The 25,037-nt window shown below is 67.8% G+C and carries 14 protein-coding genes; 10 read left to right on the top strand and 4 right to left on the bottom strand.

Annotated elements, in window-relative coordinates:
- Positions 1 to 44 precede the first annotated feature (44 nt).
- Complete coding sequence (locus tag ACG04R_RS22430; RefSeq protein WP_394415852.1) at positions 45 to 839, bottom strand: glycosyltransferase family 2 protein; 795 nt, start codon at positions 837 to 839, stop codon at positions 45 to 47.
- Positions 840 to 849: 10 nt separating this feature from the next.
- Complete coding sequence (locus ACG04R_RS22425) at positions 850 to 1,749, bottom strand: glycosyltransferase family 2 protein (RefSeq protein ID WP_394415851.1); 900 nt, start codon at positions 1,747 to 1,749, stop codon at positions 850 to 852.
- A gap of 157 nt (positions 1,750 to 1,906) precedes the next feature.
- Here ACG04R_RS22425 and ACG04R_RS22420 point away from each other — a divergent pair, with 157 nt between their 5' ends.
- Both ACG04R_RS22420 and ACG04R_RS22415 read left to right on the top strand, forming a co-directional pair.
- Positions 1,907 to 2,713: a hypothetical protein gene (locus tag ACG04R_RS22420; protein ID WP_394415850.1), complete on the top strand. Its 807-nt coding sequence runs from the start codon at positions 1,907 to 1,909 to the stop codon at positions 2,711 to 2,713.
- Entirely contained in the window at positions 2,697 to 3,743 is a 1,047-nt protein-coding gene (locus ACG04R_RS22415) for a GSCFA domain-containing protein (RefSeq protein ID WP_394415849.1), read from the top strand. Before ACG04R_RS22420 ends, ACG04R_RS22415 begins: the two co-directional genes overlap by 17 nt.
- Before the next feature lie 163 nt (positions 3,744 to 3,906).
- Here the strand turns inward: ACG04R_RS22415 and ACG04R_RS22410 are convergent, their stop codons facing one another.
- Both ACG04R_RS22410 and ACG04R_RS22405 read right to left on the bottom strand, forming a co-directional pair.
- Positions 3,907 to 14,811 carry a hypothetical protein gene (locus ACG04R_RS22410; protein WP_394415848.1) on the bottom strand — a complete coding sequence of 3,635 codons (10,905 nt, stop codon included), beginning with the start codon at positions 14,809 to 14,811 and terminating at the stop codon, positions 3,907 to 3,909.
- Between the two features lie 415 nt (positions 14,812 to 15,226).
- Positions 15,227 to 15,889: a GntR family transcriptional regulator gene (locus ACG04R_RS22405; protein WP_394415847.1), complete on the bottom strand. Its 663-nt coding sequence runs from the start codon at positions 15,887 to 15,889 to the stop codon at positions 15,227 to 15,229.
- 84 nt (positions 15,890 to 15,973) lie between these two features.
- Between ACG04R_RS22405 and scpA the strand changes: the two genes are divergently transcribed.
- From scpA to ACG04R_RS22365, 8 genes are read left to right on the top strand one after another with little or no spacing between them, the layout of a single operon-like run.
- A complete protein-coding gene (scpA, locus tag ACG04R_RS22400; protein WP_394415846.1) occupies positions 15,974 to 18,157 on the top strand; it encodes a methylmalonyl-CoA mutase in 2,184 nt (727 codons plus the stop codon).
- A complete protein-coding gene (locus ACG04R_RS22395; protein ID WP_394415845.1) occupies positions 18,154 to 18,585 on the top strand; it encodes a GNAT family N-acetyltransferase in 432 nt (143 codons plus the stop codon). Before scpA ends, ACG04R_RS22395 begins: the two co-directional genes overlap by 4 nt.
- Entirely contained in the window at positions 18,582 to 19,556 is a 975-nt protein-coding gene (gene meaB / locus ACG04R_RS22390) for a methylmalonyl Co-A mutase-associated GTPase MeaB (protein ID WP_394415844.1), read from the top strand. The genes ACG04R_RS22395 and meaB overlap by 4 nt, the downstream gene beginning before the upstream one ends.
- On the top strand, positions 19,553 to 19,942 hold the full coding sequence (locus tag ACG04R_RS22385; RefSeq protein WP_394415843.1) for a VOC family protein: 390 nt from the start codon (positions 19,553 to 19,555) through the stop codon (positions 19,940 to 19,942). Before meaB ends, ACG04R_RS22385 begins: the two co-directional genes overlap by 4 nt.
- Before the next feature lie 11 nt (positions 19,943 to 19,953).
- Positions 19,954 to 21,486: an acyl-CoA carboxylase subunit beta gene (locus ACG04R_RS22380; RefSeq protein ID WP_394415842.1), complete on the top strand. Its 1,533-nt coding sequence runs from the start codon at positions 19,954 to 19,956 to the stop codon at positions 21,484 to 21,486.
- A 5-nt stretch (positions 21,487 to 21,491) separates the two neighbouring features.
- Entirely contained in the window at positions 21,492 to 21,782 is a 291-nt protein-coding gene (locus tag ACG04R_RS22375) for a helix-hairpin-helix domain-containing protein (protein WP_394415841.1), read from the top strand.
- A gap of 11 nt (positions 21,783 to 21,793) precedes the next feature.
- Positions 21,794 to 23,839, top strand: coding sequence for an acetyl-CoA carboxylase biotin carboxylase subunit (locus ACG04R_RS22370; RefSeq protein ID WP_394415840.1), 2,046 nt, complete (start codon positions 21,794 to 21,796; stop codon positions 23,837 to 23,839).
- Positions 23,796 to 25,034 carry an FAD-dependent oxidoreductase gene (locus ACG04R_RS22365; RefSeq protein WP_394415839.1) on the top strand — a complete coding sequence of 413 codons (1,239 nt, stop codon included), beginning with the start codon at positions 23,796 to 23,798 and terminating at the stop codon, positions 25,032 to 25,034. The genes ACG04R_RS22370 and ACG04R_RS22365 overlap by 44 nt, the downstream gene beginning before the upstream one ends.
- Positions 25,035 to 25,037: the final 3 nt, after the last annotated feature.

Genomic DNA, 25,037 nt, shown 5'->3' with positions numbered 1-25,037 from the left:
ATAGGCGCCGGTCCGCAGCTGCGTGGCACCGGCGCAGGTCAGGCTCAAAACCAGTCGACGGGAAGATCAAGGCCGACACCGCGGAGCAGCCCTGCGCGTGCCGCCTTGAGTTCGGGTGTAGGCGCGGGCCAGCGTCGGTATACGTGCAGGAAATCCAGCACCACCGTCGTGTTGTTGGAGGCCTCCTGCTGGCCGCGGCGCTGGCCAGGGTTGACGTAGTCCTTGTGCATCACGGCGCCGCCACCGGCGACGAACCGGGGCGTCTCGCGGGCGCAGACGCCGAGCAGGAAGTCCCAGTCTTCCTGCGAGGCGAGGTGGGCGTCGAAGGCGAGGCCCTGCAGCAGGCTGCGGCGGTAGGCCAGGCAGTGCAGCGGGATGAAGTTCTTGACCCACAGCGTGGCCGGGTCCTGGGTTCCCAGGGCCATGGCCTGTCGGCCGAGTTCGGGCATGCCGGGCTGCTGGCGGTCCTCGGTGACGATGGTCACGTCGGTGTACAGCACCTGGGCGTCGGGTCGCTGGCAGTGCGGTAGCAGCGTCGAGAGGTGATGGGGCTGCAGCGTGTCGTCGTCGTCCAGGAAGACGACCCATTCGCCCCGTGCCATGGCCAGGCCGCGATTGCGGCTCTCCGCCGGGCCGGGGCAGCCGTTGCGGCGCAGAAAGCTGTCCTCGGCGCCGAGGTCGTGGGCGACGACGGCGGCGCTGTCGGCATCCAGCGCGTCGGCCACCAGCAGGATCTCGAAATCGGCGCAGGTCTGCGCGCGCAGCGAGGCGATGGCGCGCGCCAGCGGCGCGGCGCGCAGGTGGGTGGCCATCACGATGGAGAAGAAGGGCTTGGGCATGGCGGCGGCTTCAGGCGGCGGGCAGCAGGGAGCGCCCCAGCACCTGGGCGACGATCTGGGCGTAGGTGTCGGGGCAGGCCACGCGCTGGCCGAGCTTGAGCAGCGCCGGCATCAGTTGCGGCAGGATGGCCGCCAGCACGCGGGGTTCGTGGCGCAGGTAGGGGCAGAAAAGTTCGGGCAGCGCGGTGTCGGCGCTGCCGGCCAGCAGGGCGCGCACGTAGAGGCGCTTGATCTCGATGTCCATGCGCACCATGCGCTCGCCCTGCACCTTGCTGGTCTGGCTGGCGTGGATGCGGTAGTAAAGCAGTGGCTCATCGAGGTTCGCGAAGCGCTTGCCGAGCAGGGCGGCGCGGCACCACAGCGCATAGTCCTCGGCCGGGGAGAACTCGGCCTGGTAGCCGCCGCAATCGCTGAAGAAGCTGCGCCTGGCCATCGCGCTGGGGTGGACCATGGAGGTCGTGTGCAGCAGCTGGGTCTTGATGGCCGCATCGCCGGCCGGATGGCGCAGTACCTGCCGGCCTGCGGGAAGGTCGGCCGGGCTGGAGAAATAAGCCACGGCCGAACCGACGATGTCGACCTCGGGATGCTGCTCGAGGAAGTCGCGCTGGCGTGCCAGGCGCTCGGGATGGCAGAGGTCGTCGTGGTCGAGGATGGCGATGAAGGGTGTGTCGATCTCGGCCAGCAGGCGGTTGCGCGCGCCGGAGATGCCCAGGTTCTGCTCTGCGCGGATGATCCGCAGCGCTAGACGGTCCTGGTAGCGCCGAGCGATCTCCAGCGAGTCGTCCGACGAGGCGTCGTCCAGCAGCACGACCTCGAAATCCCGCAGGCTTTGCGCAACCAGGCTGTCCAGCGTGGCGGCAAGGGTGTGGTGGGCGTTGTGGACCGGCAATGCGATGCTGATGTCGCTCATGGGGCAAATGATCGGCCAGGACAGGCGCGAGTGTGACAGCGCTCAGCCGGCCGCGATGGCTGGAACTGGGCTTGATCTGGCGGCCGTTTGGCTGCCTTCTGTGCTCTTGGGCGTCCGGTGGCGCTTGTTAGCATCGTCGGCACTTTCCGTCCAGGCCATGTCTCGCTACTCGCTCATCGGCAGCTCGCATCTATTCGGCATCACGGATCGCTTCGTGCGCGAACTGCCGGCCAACGCTGTCCACCGTGCCTGGGCGACGGGCGTGCCGGTGACCGGGCCGCTGGACCTGGGCGGCCCGTCGGGCTGGCAGGGCGAGTACGTGCTCTTCAACACGCCTGCAGCCGGGCCGCCGCCCGAGTTCGACGGTAAGGTGCTGTACCTGCCCGACGAGTTGGGGCGCGTGTTGAGCCATGTCAGCGCCGACACCGAGGTTGTCTTCTCGCTGATGCGCGGCCACGAATACGCCATCGTCTCCCTCGTCGACGACCCGGCACACGGTGACTTCAACGATGCCGTCAGCCACTGCCTGCCGGGGCGGCCATGGATGTCGCTGGCCGACGCGACAGCCTGGGTGCGCGAGTTCTCGGCGCCGCTGTTCGCCACGCTGCTGGCCCTGCGTCGCCAGTTCCCTAGGGCCCGTGTCGTCCACCTGCCGCCGCCGCCGCCCATCGAGTCCGAGGAACACATCCTGGCCCACCCCGAGGCCTTCGGGCCACTGTTCGCCCAGCATGGCATCAAGCCGTTCGCGGCGCGCGCGCGGCTGTACAGGCTGATGTTGTCGGACATGGCCGAGCGTCTGCGCGCCTATGGCGTGGACAGCCTGCCGCCGCCGCCGGGTTCGCTGACGCCGGCCGGCGGCCTGAAGGCCGAGCACGCCCGCGGCTGCCTGCATGGCAACCAGGCCTACGCCGAAGGGCTGGCCACGCAGATCCGGGAGGTGCTCGCGCATGTCGCATCCGTATGAACAGATGCCGTCCCAGGCCTTCTGGCGCAAGACGGTCAGCGCCCAGGCCTGGGGCCAACTGGACTTCAAGCCCGCCACCAAGTTCAAGCTGAAGCCGGCGCTCAAGATCGCGACGGCCGGCTCCTGCTTCGCCCAACACATGGCCCGGCGGCTGGAGAGCTTCGGCCTCAGCCACTGGGTGGTGGAACAGGCGCCGACGGGCGTGTCGCCCGAGCGGGCGCGCGAGCTGCAGTACGGCGTGTTCTCGGCACGGTATGCCAATGTCTACACGGTGCGTCAGCTGCGCCAGCTCGTGGAGTTCGCCTTCGGGTTGCGCGAGGGTGACCCGCCCGTGCTGACGGGTGACGGCGCCTTCTTCGACGGCCTGCGCCCCCGCATCCAGCCCGGCGGCTATGCGTCGCTGGCCGACCTGCGGGCCGACCGGGCCTGGCACCTGCGCCAGGTGCGGCGGCTGTTCAGCGAGTGCGATGTCTTCGTCTTCACGCTGGGCCTGACCGAGGCCTGGGTGGAGCAGGGCAGCGGCATCGTCTTCCCGGTCTGCCCGGGCACGGCGGCGGGCGAGTTCGACGCGGCGCGCCACGGCTTCGTGAACTTCGACTACCCGGAGATCCTGGCCGATCTGGAGTGGGTGCGCGGATTCGTGGCCGACGTGAACCCGGGTATGCGCTGGATCGTCACGGTGTCACCGGTCCCTCTGGTGGCCACGGCCACCGCGCATCCGGTGGTCGTCGCGTCGAGCTACTCCAAGGCCGTGCTGCGGGCCGTGGCCGGGCGCTTCGCGGATGCCCACGACGGCGTGGAGTACTTCCCATCCTTCGAGATCATCTCGTCCGCCCAGAGCTTTGGCCAGTATCTCGAAGGCGACCTGCGAGAGGTCTCGCCGCGCGGCGTGGACCATGTGATGCGCCAGTTCTCGGCCGCCTTCGTCGAGGCTGGCGAGCGCGTGGCCGTCGCGCCGGCCAGCATCGCTGCCCAGGCCGCCGCCGCCGCGCAACTGGAGTGCGAGGAACTGCTCAACGACAGGCCCTGAGGGCGCCGCCGGACGTCCCGTCGCACGGCCCCGCTCGCGGGGCCGTTTGCTTTCTTTGCGGCATCTCCAAAAGATCAGGCCCCGCCGATTGCTCCGCGGGGCCTGATTGGGGGCACGGCGTCGCCGTGCCGTCAGGAGATCGGTCGCTGCCCGCCGTCCGGCCTCAGACCAGGTTGGCCCCGTTGCGGCGGTGCTCGTCGTCCTCGGCCAGCTTGCGGTCGATGGCTGCGAGGTGGGCATCGGTCGTCGGCAGGGCTGCCGTCTTGGCCAGGTCGACGTGCTCGCTGCCGAGCAGCGGCGTGGTCGGCGCCGTCAGCACGTCGTGCACGCTGACGGTCGACAAGTCCGAACTGTGCTCGGGCTTCTGCGGCTGCACGTCCTTGGTGAACCACACGTCGGCCATCTCGTGCTTGACCCCGTCGCTCGTGGTGTAGCTCGAGATCAGGCCCACCAGGTTGCCGTTGTCCACCGTGTTGCTCTTGGCGGCATTCAGGTCCAGAGAGACGACGCCGAGCTCATCCAGCGACTTGAGCTCGCCCGCATCGGTCTTGCCGTCGTGGTTGGCGTCCACCCAGACCTTGAGCTCCTTCCAGTTCGCGTCGTGGGCGTCGATCCTGCCGTCGTGGTTGGTGTCCTGGGCGGCCAGGGCGGCGTAGCCATCCTTGGCGTGCTGGCCGTTGGGCAGGATGGTGCCCATGCCGAAGAGCTCGCTGCCGTTGTTGACGATGCCGTCGTGGTTGAGGTCCATCACGAGCAGGCCGTTGCCGCTACCCACCCAGCCGACCTGGTGGCTCTGGCCGGTGCCCAGCAGGTCGAAGTTGACGCCCTGCGAGGCGGACAGCGTGTGGATGCCCGTGCCGCTGAGGTCCATCACGATGGGGGTGACGCCGAAGTAGGCGTTCAGCTGGCCCGAGCTCATCTCGCCGACCGCCGAGCCTGACAGGGCGTCAAGCTGGCTCATGCTCATCGACGCGATGTCGTGGGTCGACAGCGAGCCGATCTGGTCGGTCGTGAAGGCGTGGACCTGATCCGTCGTCAGCGCCGCGGCCTGTGTGCCGGTCAGCGCAGCGATCTGCGTGCCGCGCAGCGTCGCGAAGCTGTCCGTCGTGATGGCCTGGATCTGTGCGTTGGTCATCGCCACGATGCTGGCGGTGCTCAGGGCGCGCAGGTCGTCGGTCTCCAGCGCTGCGACCTGGGTGTTCGTGAACGCATGAACCTGGTTGGACGACATCACGGAGAACTGCGCCGCGCTGAAGGTGTTCAGGTCGTCCGTCGACAGGTGGGCGATCTGGCTGGTCGTCAGCACCGACACGCGTCCGCCGAGGCCGGTGAGCTGGTCGGTGGTCATCGCGCCGAGTTGCGCATCGGAGATTGCCTGGATCGTGCCCGTGCTCATCAGCCGCACTTCATCCGAATTGATCGCCGAGATCTGGTCGGTGGACAGGGCCTGGACCTGAGTCGAGGTCAGCACGGCAACCTGGCTGGATGTCAGGGCTCCCATGTCCGCGACGTTGAGGCCGTGGAGCTGGGTGGCGTTCAGCGCGACAAACTGCGCCGTGGTCAGCGCGACGATGTGGTCGGTTTCCAGCGCGCCGATCTGGTCGGAGCTGAGCAGGCCCAGCGAGCTGGCTTGCACGGCGTGCAGGTCCGCCGTCTCCAGACCCTGCAACTGGTCGGTCGTCAGCGCGCCGAGCTGGGTCGAGCTGATGACGGCGAACTGCGCCGTGCCCATCGCGTTGAGATCGTCGGTCTGCAGGTGGCCGAACTGCGTGGCCGTCAGCGCCGCGACCTGCCCGGTGGACATCTTCGCGAACTGGTCGGTCGTGAACTCGTTCAGGTCGTCGGTGTTCATGTTCGACAGCTGGGCCGTCGTGAGCGCGTTGACCTGGGTCGTCGTCAGGGCCTGCAGCTGGTCGCTGGTGAGGCCGTCGATCTGGGCGTTGGACAGGGCGCGCAGCGAGGCCGTGTTCAACGCCTTCATGTCGCTCGCGTCGATGGCCGAGAGCTGGTCAGTCGACAGCGCCTGGACCTGCGCGCTGTTCAACGCCGCCACCTGGGCAGAGCCGAGTGCCGTCATGTCACCGGCGGACAGGCCGTGGACCTGGCCGGCGCTGAGCGAGGCGACCTGCGCGGTTGTCAGGTTGGCCACCTCATCCGTGCTGAGGCTGTTGATCTGGTCGCTGGACAGGCCGGCCAAGGCGGCAGTCGTGACCGAGCGCAGGTCGGCCGTCTCCATCTTGGACAGCTGGTCGGTCGTGAGGCCGCCGAACTGCGTGGAGGTCAGCACCCCGAACTGGGCCGAGCTCATGGCGTTGAGGTTGTCCGTGGCCAGGTGGCTGAGCTGGCTGGCGCTCAGGGCCTGGACCTGGCCGGTGGCGAGCTTGGCGAACTGGTCGGTGGTCAGTTCGTTGAGTTCGTCCGTGCTCAGGCCATTGATCTGGGCGGTGGTCAGCGCATTGACCTGGGCGGTCGTCAGCGCACGCAGCTGGTCGGACGTCAGGCCGTCGATCTGGGCGTTGGACAGGGCACGCAGCGCACCGGTCGTCAGCGCCTTCATGTCGCCGGCGTCGATGGCCGAGAGCTGGTCGGTGTTCAGCGCCTGGATCTGCGCCGAGTTCAGCACGCCGACCTGGGCCGTGCCCAGGGCTGTCATGTCGCCGGCACTCAGGCCCTTGACCTGGGCGGTCGACAGCGAGGCGACCTGGTTGGTGCCCAGGTTGGCGATCTCATCCGTGGACAGGCTGTTGATCTGGTCGGACGACAGGGCGGACATCGCCGCAGTCGTGACGGCGCGCAGGTCGGCTGTCTCCATCTTGGAGAGCTGGTCCGTGGTCAGCGCGCCGAACTGGGTGGACGTCAACACGGCGAACTGGCCCGTGCCCATCGCGTTGAGGTTGTCCGTGGCGAGGTTGCTCAGCTGGCTGGCACTCAGGGCTTGCACCTGACCGGTGGCGAGCTTGGCGAACTGGTCGGTGGTCAGTTCATTGAGCTCGTCGGTGCTCAGGCCGTGAACCTGTGCCGTGGTCAGCGAGTTGACCTGGGCGGTTGTCAGCGCACGCAGCTGGTCGGACGTCAGGCCGTCGATCTGGGCGTTGGACAGGGCACGCAGCGCCGTCGTGGACAGCGCCTTCATGTCGCCGGCATCAATGGCCGACAGCTGGTCGGTGTTCAGCGCCTGGACCTGGGCCGAGTTCAGCACGGCGACCTGGGCGGTGCCCAGCGCGGTCATGTCGTTGGCGGTCAGGCCCTTGACCTGGTTGGCGCTGAGTGCGGCGACCTGGTTGGTGCCCAGGTTGGCGACCTCGTCGCTGCTGAGGCTGTTGATCTGGTCTGACGACAGGGCCGACAGGGCGCCCGTGGTGACGGCACGCAGGTCGGCCGTCTCCAGCTTGGAGAGCTGGTCGGTGGTGAGCCCGCCGAACTGGGTGGACGTGAGCACGGCGAACTGGCCGGTGCCCAGGGCGTTCAGGTTGTCCGTCGTCAGGTGGCTGAGCTGGTTGGCGCTCAGGGCGGCGACCTGGCCTGTGGCGAGCTTGGCGAACTGGTCGCTGGTCAGCACGTTCAGGTCATCGGTGTTCAGGCCGCGGATCTGGTCGGTGGTCAGCGCGTTGACCTGGGCGGTCGTCAGCGCGCGCAGCTGGTCGCTGGTCAGGCCGTCGATCTGCGCGTTGGACAGGGCACGCAGCGCGCCGGTCGTCAGCGCCTTCATGTCGCCGGCGTCGATGGCCGAGAGCTGGTCGGTGTTCAGCGCCTGGATCTGCGCCGAGCTCAGCACGGCGACCTGGGCGGTGCCCAAGGCGGTCATGTCGTTGGCGGTCAGGCCCTTGACCTGGTTGGCATTCAGTGAGGCGACCTGGTTGGTGCCGAGGCTGGCGACCTCGTCACTGCTGAGGCTGTTGATCTGGTCGGACGACAGGGCCGAGAGCGCTCCGGTGGTGACGGCACGCAGGTCGGCGGTTTCCAGCTTGGAGAGCTGGTCGGTGGTGAGCCCGCCGAACTGGGCGGATGTCAGCACGGCGAACTGGCCGGTGCCCAGGGCGTTCAGGTTGTCCGTCGTCAGGTGGCTGAGCTGGTTGGCGCTCAGGGCGGCGACCTGGCCGGTGGCGAGCTTGGCGAACTGGTCGCTGGTCAGCACGTTCAGGTCATCGGTGTTCAGGCCGCGGATCTGGTCGGTGGTCAGCGCATTGACCTGGGCGGTCGTCAGCGCGCGCAGCTGGTCGCTGGTCAGGCCGTCGATCTGCGGGTTGGACAGGGCACGCAGCGCACCAGTCGTCAGCGCCTTCATGTCGCCGGCGTCGATGGCCGACAGCTGGTCGGTGTTCAGCGCCTGGACCTGGGCCGAGTTCAGCACGGCCACTTGTGCGGTGCCCAGGGCCGTCATGTCGCCGGCGCTCAGGCCCTTGACCTGGTTGGCGCTGAGTGAGGCGACCTGGTTGGTGCCCAGGTTGGCGATCTCATCCGTGGACAGGCTGTTGATCTGGTCGGACGACAGGGCGGACATCGCGGCAGTCGTGACGGCGCGCAGGTCGGCCGTTTCCATCTTGGACAGCTGGTCGGTCGTAAGTCCGCCGAACTGGGTGGAGTTCAGCACGGCGAACTGGCCGGTGCCCATCGCATTGAGGTTGTCGGTGGCCAGGTGGCTGAGCTGGCTGGCGCTCAGGGCCTGGACCTGGCCGGTGGCCAGCTTGGCGAACTGGTCGGTGGTCAGCTCGTTGAGTTCGTCCGTGCTCAGGCCGTGGATTTGCGCCGTGGTCAGCGAGTTGACCTGGGCGGTCGTCAGCGCACGCAGTTGGTCACTGGTGAGGCCGTCGATCTGGGCATTGGACAGGGCGCGCAGCGCACCGGTCGTCAGCGCCTTCATGTCGCCGGCGTCGATGGCCGACAGCTGGTCGGTATTCAGCGCCTGGATCTGCGCCGAGTTCAGCACGCCGACCTGGGCGGTGCCCAGGGCCGTCATGTCGTTGGCGGTCAGGCCCTTGACCTGGGCGGTCGACAGCGAAGCGACCTGGTTGGTCCCGAGGTTGGCGACCTCGTCGCTGCTGAGACTGTTGATCTGGTCGGACGACAGGGCCGAGAGCGCCGCAGTCGTGACGGCGCGCAGGTCGGCCGTCTCCATCTTGGACAGCTGGTCCGTGGTCAGCGCGCCGAACTGGGTCGAGTTCAACGTCGCGAACTGGGCTGTGCCCATCGCGTTCAGGTTGTCCGTGGCCAGGTGGCTGAGCTGGTTGCCGCTCAGCGCTTGCACCTGGCCGGTGGCCAGCTTGGCGAACTGGTCGGTGGTCAGCTCGTTGAGTTCATCCGTGCTCAGGCCGTGGATCTGTGCGGTGGTCAGCGAGTTCACCTGGGCGGTCGTCAGCGCGCGCAGCTGGTCGGACGTCAGGCCGTCGATCTGCGCGTTGGACAGGGCACGCAGCGCACCGGTCGTCAGCGCCTTCATGTCGCCGGCGTCGATGGCCGAGAGCTGGTCGGTATTCAGCGCCTGGATCTGCGCCGAGTTCAGCACGCCGACTTGGGCCGTGCCCAGGGCTGTCATGTCACCGGCGCTCAGGCCCTTGACCTGGTTGGCGCTCAATGAGGCGACCTGGTTGGTGCCGAGGTTGGCGATCTCATCCGTGGACAGGCTGTTGATCTGGTCGGACGACAGGGCCGACAGGGCGCCGGTGGTGACGGCGCGCAGGTCGGCCGTCTCCATCTTGGACAACTGGTCCGTGGTCAGCGCGCCGAACTGGGTGGACGTCAGCACGGCAAACTGGCCCGTGCCCATGGCGTTCAGGTTGTCGGTGCTGAGGTGGCTGAGCTGGCTGGCGCTCAAGGCCTGGACCTGACCGGTGGCGAGCTTGGCGAACTGGTCGGTGGTCAGCTCGTTGAGCTCGTCGGTGCTCAGGCCATGGACCTGGGCCGTGGTCAGCGAGTTGACCTGGGCGGTTGTCAGCGCACGCAGTTGGTCGGACGTGAGGCCGTCGATCTGGGCGTTGGACAGGGCGCGCAGCGCGCCGGTCGTCAGCGCCTTCATGTCGCCGGCGTCGATGGCCGAGAGCTGGTCGGTGTTCAGCGCCTGGATCTGTGCCGAGTTCAGCACGGCGACCTGGGCGGTGCCCAGCGCGGTCATGTCGTTGGCGGTCAGGCCCTTGACCTGGGCGATCGACAGCGAGGCAACCTGGTTGGTTCCGAGGCTCGCGACTTCGTCCGAGGACAGGCTGTTGACCTGATCGGAACTCAGGCCGGCGAGCGCGCCGGTGGTGACGGCACGCAGGTCGGCCGTCTCCATCTTGGAGAGCTGGTCCGTGGTCAGCGCACCGAACTGGGTCGAGTTCAACGTCGCGAACTGGGCCGTGCCCATGGCGTTCAGGTTGTCGGTGGCCAGGTGGCTGAGCTGGCTGGCGCTCAGGGCTTGCACCTGGCCGGTGGCGAGCTTGGCGAACTGGTCGGTGGTCAGCTCGTTGAGTTCATCCGTGCTCAGGCCGTGGACCTGGGCGGTGGTCAGCGAGTTGATCTGGGCAGTCGTCAGCGCGCGCAACTGGTCGCTGGTGAGCCCGTCGATCTGGGCGTTGGACAGGGCACGCAGCGCACCGGTTGTCAGCGCCTTCATGTCGCCGGCGTCGATGGCCGAGAGCTGGTCGGTGTTCAGCGCCTGGATCTGGGCCGACGTCAGCACGGCGACCTGGGCCGTGCCCAGGGCGGTCATGTCACCGGCCGAGAGGCCCTTGACCTGGTTGGCCGTCAGCGTGGCGACCTGGTTGGTGCCGAGATTGGCGACTTCATCGGTCGTCAGGCCGTTGATCTGGTCGCTGCTCAGGCCGCGCAGGGCAGCCGTGGTCACCGCGCGCAGGTCGGCCGTCTCCATCTTGGAGAGCTGGTCGGTCGTCAGTGCACCGAACTGGCCGGAGTTCAGCACGGCAAACTGCGCGGTGCCGAGGGCGTTGAGGTTGTCGGTGCCGAGGTTGTGGAGCTGGTCGGTCGTCAGCGCCGAGACCTGGCCGGTCGTCAGCTTGGCGATCTGGTCCGTCGTCAGCACATTGAGGTCATCGGTCGTGATGCCGATCACCTGCGGGTTGGTGGTCAGTGCGCTCAACTGCGCCGACGTGAGCGCGCGGAGTTGGTCGCTGGTCAGCGAATCCAGCTGGGCCACCGACAACGAGCGGATTGCTGCCGTCGACAGCGCCTTGATATCGCCGGGTTCGATCGACGAGAGCTGATCCGTCGACAAGGACTGCACCTGGGCCGAGGTCAGCACGCCGACCTGGGCCGACGTCAGGGCCACCATGTCCGCGGCCGACAGGCCCTTGATCTGGGCCGTGCTCAGGGCCGCGACCTGGTTGGTACCCAGGTTGGCGATCTCGTCGGTGGACAGGCTGTTGATCTGGTCGGACGACAGGGCCGAAAGCGCCCCGGTGGTGACGGCGCGCAGGTCGGCCGTCTCCATCTTGGACAGCTGGTCGGTGGTCAGCGCGCCGAACTGGGTCGAGTTCAACGTCGCGAACTGGGCCGTGCCCATCGCGTTCAGGTTGTCCGTGGCCAGGTGGCTGAGCTGGCTGGCGCTCAGGGCCTGGACCTGACCTGTCGCGAGCTTGGCGAACTGGTCGGTGGTCAGCTCGTTGAGCTCGTCGGTGCTCAGGCCATGGACCTGGGCCGTGGTCAGCGAGTTGACCTGGGCGGTTGTCAGCGCACGCAGTTGGTCGGACGTGAGGCCGTCGATCTGGGCGTTGGACAGGGCGCGCAGCGTGCCGGTCGTCAGCGCCTTCATGTCACCGGCGTCGATGGCCGAGAGCTGGTCGGTGCTCAGCGCCTGGGCCTGGACGCTGTTCAGCGCCGCCACCTGGGCGGTGCCCAGGGCCGTCATGTCGCCGGCGCTCAGGCCCTTGATCTGGTTGGCCGTCAGCGACGCGATCTGGTTGGTGCCCAGGTTGGCGACTTCATCGGTGGACAGGCTGTTGATCTGGTCGGAACTCAGGCCCGCGAGCGCCCCGGTGGTGACGGCGCGCAGGTCGGCCGTCTCCATCTTGGACAGCTGGTCCGTGGTCAGCGCGCCGAACTGGGTGGACGTCAGCACGGCGAACTGGCCCGTGCCCATCGCGTTGAGGTTGTCCGTGGCGAGGTGGCTGAGCTGGCTGGCGCTCAGGGCTTGCACCTGGCCGGTGGCCAGCTTGGCGAACTGGTCGGTCGTCAGTTCATTGAGCTCGTCGGTACTCAGACCGTGAACCTGCGCCGTCGTCAGCGCATTGACCTGGGCGGTCGTCAGTGCGCGCAGTTGGTCGGACGTCAGACCGTCGATCTGGGCGTTGGACAGCGCACGCAGCGCGCCAGTCGTCAGCGCCTTCATGTCGCCAGCGTCGATGGCCGACAGCTGGTCAGTGTTCAGCGCCTGGATCTGCGCCGAGCTCAGCACGGCGACCTGGGCGGTGCCCAGGGCCGTCATGTCGTTGGCGGTCAGGCCCTTGACCTGGTTGGCGCTGAGTGAGGCGACCTGGTTGGTGCCCAGGTTGGCGACCTCGTCGCTGCTGAGGCTGTTGATCTGGTCGGAGGACAGGGCCGACAGGGCGCCCGTGGAGACGGCCTTCAGGTCGGCTGTCTCCAGCTTGGAGAGCTGGTCGGTGGTGAGCGCGCCAAACTGGGTCGATGTCAGGGCCGCGAACTGGCCGGTGCCCAGGGCGTTGAGGTTGTCCGTCGTCAGGTGGCTGAGCTGGCTGCCGCTCAGCGCTTGCACCTGGCCGGTGGCCAGCTTGGCGAACTGGTCGGTGGTCAGCTCGTTGAGTTCGTCCGTGCTCAGGCCATGGACCTGGGCCGTGGTCAGCGAGTTGACCTGGGCGGTCGTCAGCGCACGCAGTTGGTCGGACGTCAGACCGTCGATCTGGGCGTTGGACAGCGCACGCAGGGCCGTCGTGGACAGCGCCTTCATGTCGCCGGCATCGATAGCCGACAGCTGATCGGTGTTGAGTGCCTGGATCTGCGCCGAGTTCAGCACGCCGACCTGGGCGGTGCCCAGCGCGGTCATGTCGTTGGCGGTCAGGCCCTTGACCTGGTTGGCGCTCAGTGCAGCGACCTGGTTGGTACCCAGGTTGGCGACCTCATCACTGCTGAGGCTGTTGATCTGGTCGGACGACAGAGCCGACAGGGCGCCGGTGGTGACGGCCTTCAGGTCGGCCGTTTCCAGCTTGGATAGCTGGTCGGTGGTGAGCGCGCCGAACTGGGTCGATGTCAGGGCCGCGAACTGGCCCGTGCCCAGGGCGTTGAGGTTGTCGGTGGCGAGGTGACTGAGCTGGCTGGCGCTCAGGGCTTGCACCTGGCCGGTGGCCAGCTTGGCGAACTGGTCGGTGGTCAGCTCGTTGAGTTCGTCGGTGCTCAGGCCGTGGACCTGCGCCGTGGTCAGCGAGTTGACCTGGGCGGTCGTGAGCGCACGCAGTTGGTCGCTGGTGAGACCGTCGATCTGGGCGTTCGACAGGGCGCGCAGGGCCGTCGTGGACAGCGCCTTCATGTCGCCGGCATCGATGGCCGACAGCTGGTCGGTGTTGAGCGCCTGGATCTGCGCCGAGCTCAGCACGCCGACCTGGGCGGTGCCCAGGGCCGTCATGTCGCCGGCACTCAGGCCCTTGACCTGGTTGGCGTTCAGTGAGGCGACCTGGTTGGTGCCCAGGTTCGCGACTTCGTCGGTGGACAGGCTGTTGATCTGGTCGGACGACAGGGCCGACAGGGCGCCCGTGGTGACGGCACGCAGGTCGGCGGTGCCGAGCTTGGAGAGCTGGTCGGTGGTGAGGGCGCCGAATTGGGTGGACGTCAGCACGGCGAACTGGCCGGTGCCCATCGCGTTCAGGTTGTCTGTGGCCAGGTGGCTGAGCTGGCTGGCGCTCAGGGCTTGCACCTGGCCCGTGGCGAGTTTGGCGAACTGGTCGCTGGTCAGCTCGTTGAGCTCGTCGGTGCTCAGGCCGTGGATCTGCGCCGTGGTCAGCGAGTTGACCTGGGCGGTCGTCAGCGCGCGCAGCTGGTCGGACGTGAGGCCGTCGATCTGGGCGTTGGACAGGGCGCGCAACGCGCCGGTCGTCAGCGCCTTCATGTCGCCGGCGTCGATGGCCGAGAGCTGGTCGGTGTTCAGCGCCTGGATCTGCGCCGAGCTCAGCACGGCGACCTGGGCGGTGCCCAAGGCGGTCATGTCGTTGGCGGTCAGGCCCTTGACCTGGTTGGCATTCAGTGAGGCGACCTGGTTGGTGCCGAGGCTGGCGACCTCGTCACTGCTGAGGCTGTTGACCTGATCGGAAGAAAGGCCGCTCATGGCGGCCGTCGTCACGGAGCGCAGGTCGGCCGTCTCCAGCTTGGAGAGTTGGTCGGTCGTCAGCGCGCCGAACTGGGTCGAGTTCAGCACCGCGAACTGACCCGTGCCCAGGGCATTGAGGCTGTCCGTGGTGAGGTGGCTGAGCTGGCTGCCAGACAGCGCGCTGACCTGGCCTGTGGTGAGCTTGCCGATCTGGTCGCTCGTCAGCTCGTTGAGTTCATCGGTGCTCAGGCCATGCACCTGAGCGGTGGTCAGCGAGGTGACCTGGCCGGTGGTGAGACCACGCAGTTGGTCGCTGGTCAGCCCGTCGATCTGGGCGTTGGACAGCGAGCGCAATGCGCTCGTGGTCAGGTACTTGACGTCCGCGGCCTCCAGCGAGGAGAGCTGGTCGGTTGACAGGGTGGAGACCTGGGCCGTCGTCAGCGCGCCGACCTGGGCCGAGGTGAGGGCCACCATGTCGGCGGCGTCCAGGCCCTTGAGCTGCACGGTCGTGAGCGCAGCAATCTGGCTGCTGCTCAGCCCCTGCAACTGGTCGGTCGTGATCGACGCGATCTGGTCGGAGTGGAAGCCCTGCAGCGAGCTGGTGGTGATGGCGCGCAGGTCCTCGGTCTGGAACGCGCGGATCTGGTCGCTGCTGAGGACGGACAGCCCGGTGGAGGTGATGACCGCGGCCTGCGTCGTCGTCAACGCGATCAACTGGTCGGTACTGAAGGCAGCCCAGTCTTCGGTCGTGAAGTCCCGGATCGTGGTCGTGGACAGGCCGGGAATCCGCGAAACGGGAATGAACGGGATGACGGTTGCCATGGCTGCTTCACCTGCTGTTGTGCTGAAGGCCGCTGACTTTTCAGGCAGCGGCTCTGCGTCGGATAAAACGGCCCCCGAACGCCCGGGCTTTTGTCTTCAGTCCTGCGAGGCCCACCGGGATCGGTGGCAGGCCACAGGGGCTTTGTTTCCGTGGGAGTACGGGTCGCCAGAAATCAGCAAACCTGTAACTCCGGGTTTCTGGAGCTTCAGTCGGTTATCGGGCCTCCAGGGCAGGACTTGAGGAACAAGTTCTCGAATCGTGCGCCTGTTGGCGGAAATCGGGTGTCCGGCCGGCCGTCTGACACCCAGGCCGGGGGAGGTTTACCCATTGACTGCCATGCTAGTGACGGACGCGCTGCTTCACACTTCGATAAGAAGCAGCAAACGGTGGCAGTTCACGACCGCCCCATTTCCTTCACGAAGCCGTCTGCGTCGCGCTCAACCCGTTACAAAAATGCGCGGCAACCAATCGCCGGCAGGCCTCCGCATCCCGCGAAAGCAGCGCCTTGACGATGGCGCGGTGCTCCTCCAGCGACTCCGCCAGCCGTCCCTCCCGGAACAGCGAGTGGTGGCGGTTCAGCTTCATCAGCCGGCGCAGGTCGCCGACGATCTGCAGCCGCCAGCGGTTGCCGTCGATCTCAAGCAGGCGCAGGTGGAAGCGTTCGTTGGCGGCAAAGAAGGCGTCTCGCTCGGGCAAGGCCTCCTCCAGCGCGCGGTGCAGCTCGCCCAGTTCGGCCAGATCGGCGTCGCTCGCCCGGGTGGCGACTTCCGCCGCGGCGTCACTTTCTAGCAGCGAGAGCAGTTGGTAGGCTTCCCGCACGTCCCGCTCGCTCATCTCGGTGACGTAGGCGCCGCGGCGCAGTTTCATCGTCACCAGGCCTTCGCTGGCCAGCACCTTCAGCGCTTCGCGCAGCGGTGTGCGGCTGATGCCCAGTTCGCCGCAGAGCTTCAACTCGTCGATCCAGGAGCCTGGCTCCAGTTCGCGACCCAGGATGCGCTGGCGCAGCCGGTCTGCCACCTGTTCATACAAGGCGGTGGACGGGAACGGAGCAGAAGAGTCAGGCGAGCCAGCGGGCATGGGGCTGGATTGTAGGTGATTCTGAATTCATAATTATGAATAACGGGCGAGCTATGATGCCGCTTCTGTTCAAGGAGAAGTTCGATGTCGGACGCGAGCCGCGCCCCAGGCGCCCCGGAGTTCAAGACCGCCACGCTGGAGCAGTGGGCTTCGGCTGCGGCCAAGGCCGCCCCGGGTGGCGACATGGCTGCGCTCAACTGGATCACGCCCGAGGGCCTGACCGTCAAGCCGCTCTACACGGCCGCCGACACCGCCGGCCTGCCGCACGCGGACACGCTGCCCGGCTTCGAGCCTTTCCTGCGCGGCCCGCAGGCCACGATGTATGCCGTTCGGCCGTGGACGATCCGCCAGTACGCCGGCTTTTCGACCGCCGAGGAGAGCAACGCGTTCTACCGCAAGGCGCTTGCCGCCGGCGGCCAGGGCGTGTCGGTCGCCTTCGACCTGGCCACCCACCGCGGCTACGACAGCGACCACCCGCGCGTAATGGGCGATGTCGGCAAGGCCGGCGTGGCCATCGACTCGGTGGAGGACATGAAGATCCTGTTCGACGGCATCCCGCTGGACAAGGTGTCAGTCTCGATGACGATGAACGGCGCGGTGTTGCCGGTGCTGGCCGGCTACGTCGTCGCGGCGGAGGAGCAGGGCGTGGGGCAGCACCAGCTGGCCGGGACCATCCAGAACGACATCCTCAAGGAGTTCATGGTCCGCAACACCTACATCTACCCGCCGGGCCCGTCGATGCGCATCGTCGGCGACATCATCGAGTACACGGCGCAGAAGTGCCCCAAGTTCAACTCGATCAGCATCTCTGGCTATCACATGCAGGAGGCGGGCGCCAACCAGGCACTGGAGCTGGCCTTCACGCTGGCCGACGGCAAGGAGTACGTGAAGACGGCGATGGCCAAGGGCCTGGCGGTGGATGACTTCGCGCCGCGGCTGTCGTTCTTCTGGGCCATCGGGATGAACTTCTATCTCGAGATCGCCAAGATGCGCGCAGCACGGCTGCTGTGGACGCGCATCATGAAGGGCTTCGGTGCAACGTCGCCCAAGAGCCTGATGCTGCGCACGCACTGCCAGACCTCGGGATGGAGCCTGACCGCGCAGGACCCGTACAACAACGTCGTGCGCACCACCATTGAAGCCATGGCCGCCGTGTTCGGCGGCACGCAGTCCCTGCACACCAACTCGCTGGACGAGGCCATCGCGCTGCCCACCGAGTTCAGCAGCCGCATCGCGCGCAACACACAGCTCATCATCCAGGAAGAGACCCACATCACCAGCGTCGTCGATCCGTGGGCCGGCAGCTACATGATGGAGAAGCTGACCCAGGATATGGCCGACAAGGCCTGGGCGCTGATCGAGGAAGTCGACGCGATGGGCGGCATGACGAAGGCCGTCGACTCCGGCTGGGCCAAGCTCAAGATCGAGGCCAGCGCGGCCGAGAAGCAGGCCCGCATCGACTCCGGCGCGGACGTCATCGTCGGCGTCAACAAGTACAAGCTGGACAGGGAAGACGCCATCGACATCCTCGACGTGGACAACGTCAAGGTGCGCGAGGCGCAGATCGAGCGGCTGAAGAAGATCAAGGCCACGCGCGACACGGCGGCGGTCCAGGCGGCCTTGGGCGCGTTGACGCGGGCGGCCGAGAACGGCGAAGGCAACCTGCTGGACCTGAGCATCCAGGCCGTACGGCTGCGCGCGACGGTGGGCGAGGTGAGCGACGCGCTGGAGGCCGTGTTCGGCCGCCACCGCGCCGACACGCACAAGGTCAGCGGCGTCTACGCAGCCGCCTACGACTCTGCCGAGGGCTGGGCGAAGCTGCAGGGCGAGATTGCGGCCTTCGGTGACGAGCACGGCCGCCGCCCGCGCGTGATGATCGCCAAGCTGGGCCAGGACGGCCACGACCGCGGCGCCAAGGTCGTCGCGACCGCCTTCGCCGACCTGGGCTTCGACGTCGACATCGGCCCGCTGTTCCAGACGCCCGAGGAGTGCGCCCGCCAGGCCATCGAGAACGACGTGCACGCCGTGGGCGTGTCCACGCTGGCGGCTGGCCACAAGACGCTGGTGCCGGCCATCATTGCCGAGCTGAAGAAGCAGGGCGCGGACGACATCATCGTCTTCGTCGGCGGCGTGATCCCGGCGCAGGACTACGACTTCCTGTTCGAGGCCGGCGTCAAGGGCGTCTACGGCCCGGGTACGCCCATCCCGGCCAGCGCCAAGGGCGTGCTGGAGGCCATCAAGGCGCAGCTGGCCGGAGTCGCCGCTTGACGACGCCCACGCTGGCGCCCGTCGCCGACGCGGACTTCGAGGCCATGCTGGCCTTGCGCATCGAGGCGTTGCGCGAGAGCCTGGAGCGGCTGGGCCGCTTCAACCCCGACGTCGCGCGGGCGCGGCTGAAAAGCCAGTTCCGCCCCGAGTGGATGCAGCATCTCGTCGTGAACGGCGAACGCGTCGGCTACTTCACCGTCGAGCCCCGCGAAGGCGAATTGCGGCTGCACCATCTTTATGTGAAGCCCGCGGCGCAAGGGCAGGGTGTCGGCGCGTGGGTGCTGGACCGGATCAAGGCCCAGGGGCGTCCCATCACGCTGGCCGCGCTGCGCGACAGCCGTGCCAACGATTTCTACCGGCGCCACGGCTTCCGCGTGGTCGAGGAACAGGACTTCGACATCGAATACCGCTGGGAGGCCTTCGCGTGAGCGACCTTGCCGAGCGCCTGAAGACCGGCGAGCGCCGCGCGCTGGCCAAGGCCATCACGCTGGTCGAGTCCACGCGGGCCGACCACCGCGAGCAGGCCGACGCACTGCTGACCACGCTGATGCCCGCCACCGGCGGCGCGCTGCGGCTGGGCATCTCCGGCGTGCCGGGTGTCGGCAAGAGCACCTTCATCGAGGCGTTGGGCCTGCTGCTGCTGGAGCGCGGCCACCGCGTCGCCGTGCTGGCGGTGGACCCGTCCAGCAGCGTTTCCGGCGGCGCCATCCTGGGCGACAAGACACGCATGGAAAAGCTCTCCATGGACCCGCGCGCCTTCATCCGCCCCAGCCCCAGCAGCGGCACGCTGGGTGGCGTGGCGGAGAAGACGCGCGAGGCGCTGCTGCTGTGCGAGGCGGCGGGCTTCGACATCGTCATCGTCGAGACCGTCGGCGTCGGCCAGAGCGAGACGGCCGTGGCCGGCATGACCGACCTTTACCTGCTGCTGCAACTGCCCAACGCGGGCGACGACCTGCAGGCGATCAAGAAGGGCGTCATGGAACTGGCTGACCTCGTCGTCATCAACAAGGCCGACCTCGACCCGACGGCCACCATGCGCGCGCAGGCGCAGATCACCTCCGCGCTGCGACTGCTGCCGACCCACGCCCACACGGCGCCGCGTGTGCTGCAGGTCAGCGCATTGAAGGCCGACGGCATCGCGCCGCTGTGGGACGCCATTGCCGCCCAGTGCGATGCCCGCAAGGCCAGCGGCGCGTGGCAGGCCAAGCGCCGTGATCAATCGCTGGCGTGGATGTGGGAGCGCATCCGGGCCGGCCTGCGCCAGGCCTTCGTATCCCAGCCCGGCATGGCGGCGCGGCTCGAGGCGGCGACCGCCGACGTGCGCGGCGGCCGCACACCCGCATCCACTGCGGCCCGGCAGTTGCTGGCCGCCTTCCAGTCCAGGAGCGCACAAGCATGATCACCGGCCTGAACCACATCAACCTTCGTGCGCCGGCTGAGCTGCTGGCGACGCTGCGCGACTTCTACCGCGACGTGCTGGGGCTGGAGGTCGGCCCGCGGCCCGCTTTCGACAGCGACGGCTACTGGCTCTATGCCGGCGGCCATCCCATCGTCCACCTGTCCACACAGCGCGCTCACGAGCCGGTGCGGGGGCCAGTCGACCCGGCGCGGCCGACGACCTACGACCACACCGCTTTCTTCGGCGAGGATCACAAGGCCACCGCGGCCCATCTCGCTGCGCTGGGCGTGAGCTTCCACGAGGTGCGCTCGGACATCACGCGCCAGCACCAGTTCTTCCTGCAAGACCCCGCCGGCAACGGCGTGGAGATCAACTTCCCCTACTGAAGGCAGTTCTCATGCACGACATCCTGCAAGCACTCGAAGCCAAGCGCGCGCTCGCGCGGCTCGGTGGAGGCGAGAAGCGAATCGCCGCCCAGCATGCCAAGGGCAAGCTCACCGCCCGCGAGCGGCTGGAACTGCTGTTCGACGAGGGCAGCTTCGAGGAATGGGACATGTTCGTCGAGCACCGCTGCGTGGACTTCGGCATGGCCGACAACAAGATTCCCGGCGACGGCGTCGTCACCGGCTACGGCATGATCAACGGCCGCCTGGCCTTCGCCTTCAGCCAGGACTTCACGGTCTTCGGCGGTGCGCTGAGCGAGTCGCACGCCGAGAAGATCTGCAAGGTGATGGACCAGGCGATGAAGGTCGGCGCCCCGGTCATCGGCCTGAACGACTCCGGCGGAGCGCGCATCCAGGAGGGTGTGGCGTCACTGGGCGGCTATGCCGACGTGTTCCAGAAGAACGTGCTGGCCTCCGGCGTCATCCCGCAGATCAGCATGATCATGGGCCCCTGCGCCGGTGGTGCCGTCTACTCGCCGGCGATGACGGACTTCATCTTCATGGTGAAGGACAGCAGCTACATGTTCGTCACCGGCCCCGAGGTCGTGAAGACGGTGACGCACGAGGAAGTGACGGCCGAAGAACTTGGCGGCGCCACGACGCACAGCAGCCGCAGCGGCGTGGCCGACCTGGCTTTCGAGAACGACGTGGAGGCGCTCTTGATGCTGCGCCGCTTCTTCAACTACCTGCCGCTGTCCAACCGAGAGAAGGCGCCCGTGCGCCCCAGCGGCGACCCGGCCTCGCGCCTGGATCATTCGCTCGATACGCTGGTGCCGGAGAACCCCAACAAGCCCTACGACATCAAGGAGCTGATCCTCAAGGTCGTCGACGACGGCGACTTCTTCGAGCTGCAGCCCGACTACGCGAAGAACATCGTCACCGGCTTCGCGCGCATGGAGGGCCAGACGGTGGGCATCGTCGCCAACCAGCCGCTGGTGCTGGCCGGCTGCCTGGACATCAAGAGCAGCATCAAGGCCGCACGCTTCGTGCGCTTCTGCGACGCCTTCCACATCCCCGTCATCACCTTCGTCGACGTGCCCGGCTTCATGCCCGGCACGTCTCAGGAATACGGCGGCATCATCAAGCACGGCGCCAAGCTGCTGTACGCCTACGCCGAGGCCACGGTGCCCAAGATCACCGTCATCACGCGCAAGGCCTATGGCGGCGCCTACGACGTGATGGCCTCCAAGCACCTGCGCGGCGACGTCAACTTCGCCTGGCCCAACGCCGAGATCGCGGTGATGGGCGCCAAGGGTGCGGTGGAGATCATCTTCCGCGAGGACAAGAAGGACCCTGCCAAGCTGGCCGAGCGTGAAGCCGAGTACAAGGCCCGCTTCGCCAACCCGTTCGTGGCGGGCGCGCGCGGCTTCATCGACGACGTCATCCAGCCGCACGAGACGCGCAAGCGCATCTGCCGGTCGCTTGCGATGCTGAAGGACAAGAAGCTGGAAAACCCGTGGCGCAAGCACGGGAACATTCCGCTGTAAGCACCATGCCCAAGGCCACTTGCGCCGCCGAGGCGCGCCAGCTCACCGACATTCCCAACATCGGCAAGGCGATGGCAGCCGACCTTGTCGGCCTCGGCATCGCGACACCGGCCGACGTGAAACGCATGGACCCGTACAAGACCTACGACGCGTTGCGCGACCCCATGGGCCGGCGCCACGACCCTTGTGTGCTGGACACCTTCATGGCCGCGCACGACTTCATGAACGGCGGGCCGGCCCAGCCGTGGTGGCACTTCACCGAGCAGCGCAAGAAGCTGCTGGGCAAGACGAAATAACGAGGTACTCCATGTTCACCAAGATCCTCATTGCGAACCGTGGCGAGATCGCTTGCCGGGTGATTGCAACGGCCCGCAAGATGGGCATCGCCACCGTCGCCGTCTACTCGGAGGCCGACAAGGACGCGCGTCATGTCGACTTGGCCGACGAGGCCGTGCTGCTGGGCCCGGCGCCGTCGCGCGAGAGCTATCTCGTCGCCGACAAGATCATTGCCGCCGCGAAGCAGACCGGCGCGCAGGCCATTCATCCGGGCTACGGCTTCCTGTCCGAGAACGAGGACTTCGCCCGCCGCGTGGAGGAGGAGGGCATCGCCTTCATCGGCCCCAAGCACTACAGCATCGCGGCCATGGGCGACAAGATTGCGTCCAAGAAGCTGGCCAACGAGGCCAAGGTCAGCACCATCCCCGGCCACAACGAGCCCATCCTGACGCCGGAAGAGGCCGTAGCGATCGCCAAGCGCATCGGCTACCCGGTCATGATCAAGGCCAGCGCCGGCGGCGGCGGCAAGGGCCTGCGCGTGGCCTTCAACGACAAGGAATGCTTCGAGGGCTTCACGTCCTGCCGCAACGAGGCGCGCAACAGCTTCGGCGACGACCGCGTCTTCATGGAGAAGTTCGTCGAGCAGCCGAGGCACATCGAGATCCAGGTGCTGGGCGACTCGCAGGGCAACGTCGTCTACCTGCACGAGCGCGAGTGCTCGATCCAGCGCCGCCACCAGAAGGTCATCGAGGAGGCGCCGTCGCCCTTCATCAGCGAGGCCACTCGCAAGGCCATGGGTGAGCAGGCGGTCGCGCTGGCCAAGGCCGTCAAGTACCAGAGCGCCGGCACGGTGGAGTTCGTTGTCGGCAAGGACCAGGACTTCTACTTCCTGGAGATGAACACGCGGCTGCAGGTGGAGCACCCGGTCACCGAGTGCATCACGGGGCTGGACCTGGTGGAGCAGATGATCCGCGTCGCCGCTGGCGAGCCGCTGTCGTTCACGCAGGCCGACATCAGGCGCGACGGCTGGGCCATCGAGTGCCGCATCAACGCCGAGGACCCGTTCCGCAACTTCCTGCCGTCCACCGGACGGCTCGTGCGCTACCAGTCGCCCGAGACGACGATGCAGCAGGCCGAGCCCAGCCGCTTCGGCGTGCGCGTGGACACCGGCGTCTACGAGGGCGGCGAGATCCCGATGTTCTACGACTCGATGATCGCCAAGCTCATCGTGCACGGGAAGGACCGCGCCGAGGCTATCGCCAAGATGCGCGAGGCGCTCAACGGCTTCGTCATCCGCGGTGTGTCCAGCAACATCCCCTTCCAGGCCGCGTTGCTGGCGCACCCGGACTTCGGCACCGGCAACTTCAACACCGGCTTCATCGCCCAGCACTACGCCGCCGGCTTCAAGGCCGAGGACGTGCCCCATGACGACCCGCTGTTCCTCGTCGCGCTGGCCGGCTTCATCCGCCGCAAGGCGCGCGAGCGCGAGGCCGGCATCAGCGGCCAGCTGCCGGGCCACGAAGTGCAGATCGAGCATGACTACGTCGCCGTCGTGAACCTCGGCGGTGGCCGCAGCGAGCAGCATGCGCTGCACATCAGCGAGTTCGCCGGCGCGCTCGGCGAAGCGCGCGTGCAGGTTGGCGGCAGGGACTACCGCATCGTCTCCCGCTCGCGGCTCAACGACGTGCGCATCGCCGGCACCGTCAACGGCTTGTCGTTCACGGCCCAGGCCGAGCGTGGCACGGCCAAGAACCCGCTGGCCTATCGCATCCACCATGGCGGCCGATCCATCGAGCTGACCGTGCTGAGCCCGCGGGCGGCCGAGCTGCAGTCGCTGATGCCCTACAAGGCGCCGCCCGATACCTCCAAGCTGCTGTTGTCGCCGATGCCTGGCCTGCTGGTGCACCTGGCCGCGCAGGTCGGCCAGACCGTGCAGGCCGGCGAGCGGTTGGCGGTCATCGAGGCGATGAAGATGGAGAACATTCTCAGCGCGTCGCAGGATGTGACGGTGGCTGAGGTGCTGGCCAAGCCGGGTGAGAGCCTGTCGGTGGACCAGCCCATCCTGCGCTTTGCCTGAGTCGTCAGTCGCCATCGTTGGCGCTGGCGTTGCAGGCGCGGCGGTGGCCATCCGTCTGGCCGAGCGCGGTGTTGCCGTCGACCTCTACGAGGCCGTGCCCGAGCCCAGGCCCATTGGTGCCGGCTTGCTGTTGCAGCCCACCGGGCAACGCGTGCTGGCAGCGATGGGCCTGCTCGACGAGGCCTTGTCGCTGGGCACGCGCGTGGATCGCCTGTTCGGTGACACGCCCGACGGCCGTACCGTGCTGGACATGAGCTACCGGCGCTTCCACCCGGACGCCTACGGCCTGGGCTTGCAGCGCGGTGCGTTGATGGGCCTGCTGTGGCGGCGCGTGCGCGAGCTGGGCATCCGCTGGCATTGCGGTGTGGCGGTGGAGGGCTTCGAGCAGGACGAGCGAGGCGTCACGCTGCGCGGGGCCGGCGGCGTGGCAACCCGTCATGCCGCGCTCATCCTCGCCAACGGCAGCTTCTCGCGGCTGCGCGAGGGCATGAAGGTCAGGCAGAGCGCTCGACCATTTCCGTGGGGCGCTGTCTGGACGGTGCTGCCCGCGCCGCCGGGCTTCCCGCAGATCGACCTGCGCCAGCGTTTCCGGTCGGCGTCGCAGATGCTGGGGCTGATGCCTGTTGGCCGGGCGCACGCGGACGATGACCAGCGCGGCATCAACCTGTTCTGGAGTCTGCCGGTTGCGGAGCTCGAAGGCTGGCGCGAGCGCATCGGCCTGGCGCCGCTGAAGGCGCGCATGACGGCGCTGTTCCCCGACGTGGCGCCGCTGCTGGCCGGCCTGGACGACGCCGGGCAGTTGCGCGAGGCCCGCTATGCCGACGTCTGGATGCAGCGCTGGCACGACGGCCGCGTGCTGGCCATCGGCGACTGTGCCCACGGCATGAGCCCGCAGCTGGGGCAGGGCGCCAACATGGCACTTATCGACGCGCACGAACTTGCCGCCGAACTGGGCGACGGCGACTGGCCGCAGGTGTTCGAGCGCTACACGCGCCGCCGCCGCGCCCACCTGCGCTTCTACGGCCAGGCCAGCAAGGGCCTGACGCCGATGTTCCAGTCCCACGCCGTCGTCGCCCCGTGGCTGCGCGACCGCTTCTTCGGCTGGGGCGGCAAGCTGCCCTACATCCACCAACAATCGATCGCCACGCTGGCCGGCTACAAGACAGGCTGGCTGTGGGGGCGGCTCAAGCTGTGAGGA

Source organism: Pelomonas candidula, from assembly GCF_043555985.1.
In the GTDB taxonomy this organism is placed as follows: Bacteria; Pseudomonadota; Gammaproteobacteria; order Burkholderiales; family Burkholderiaceae_C; genus Pelomonas; species Pelomonas candidula.
Note: the sequence above shows the minus strand (reverse complement) of the source record. Positions and strands in the feature narration are given on the sequence as shown.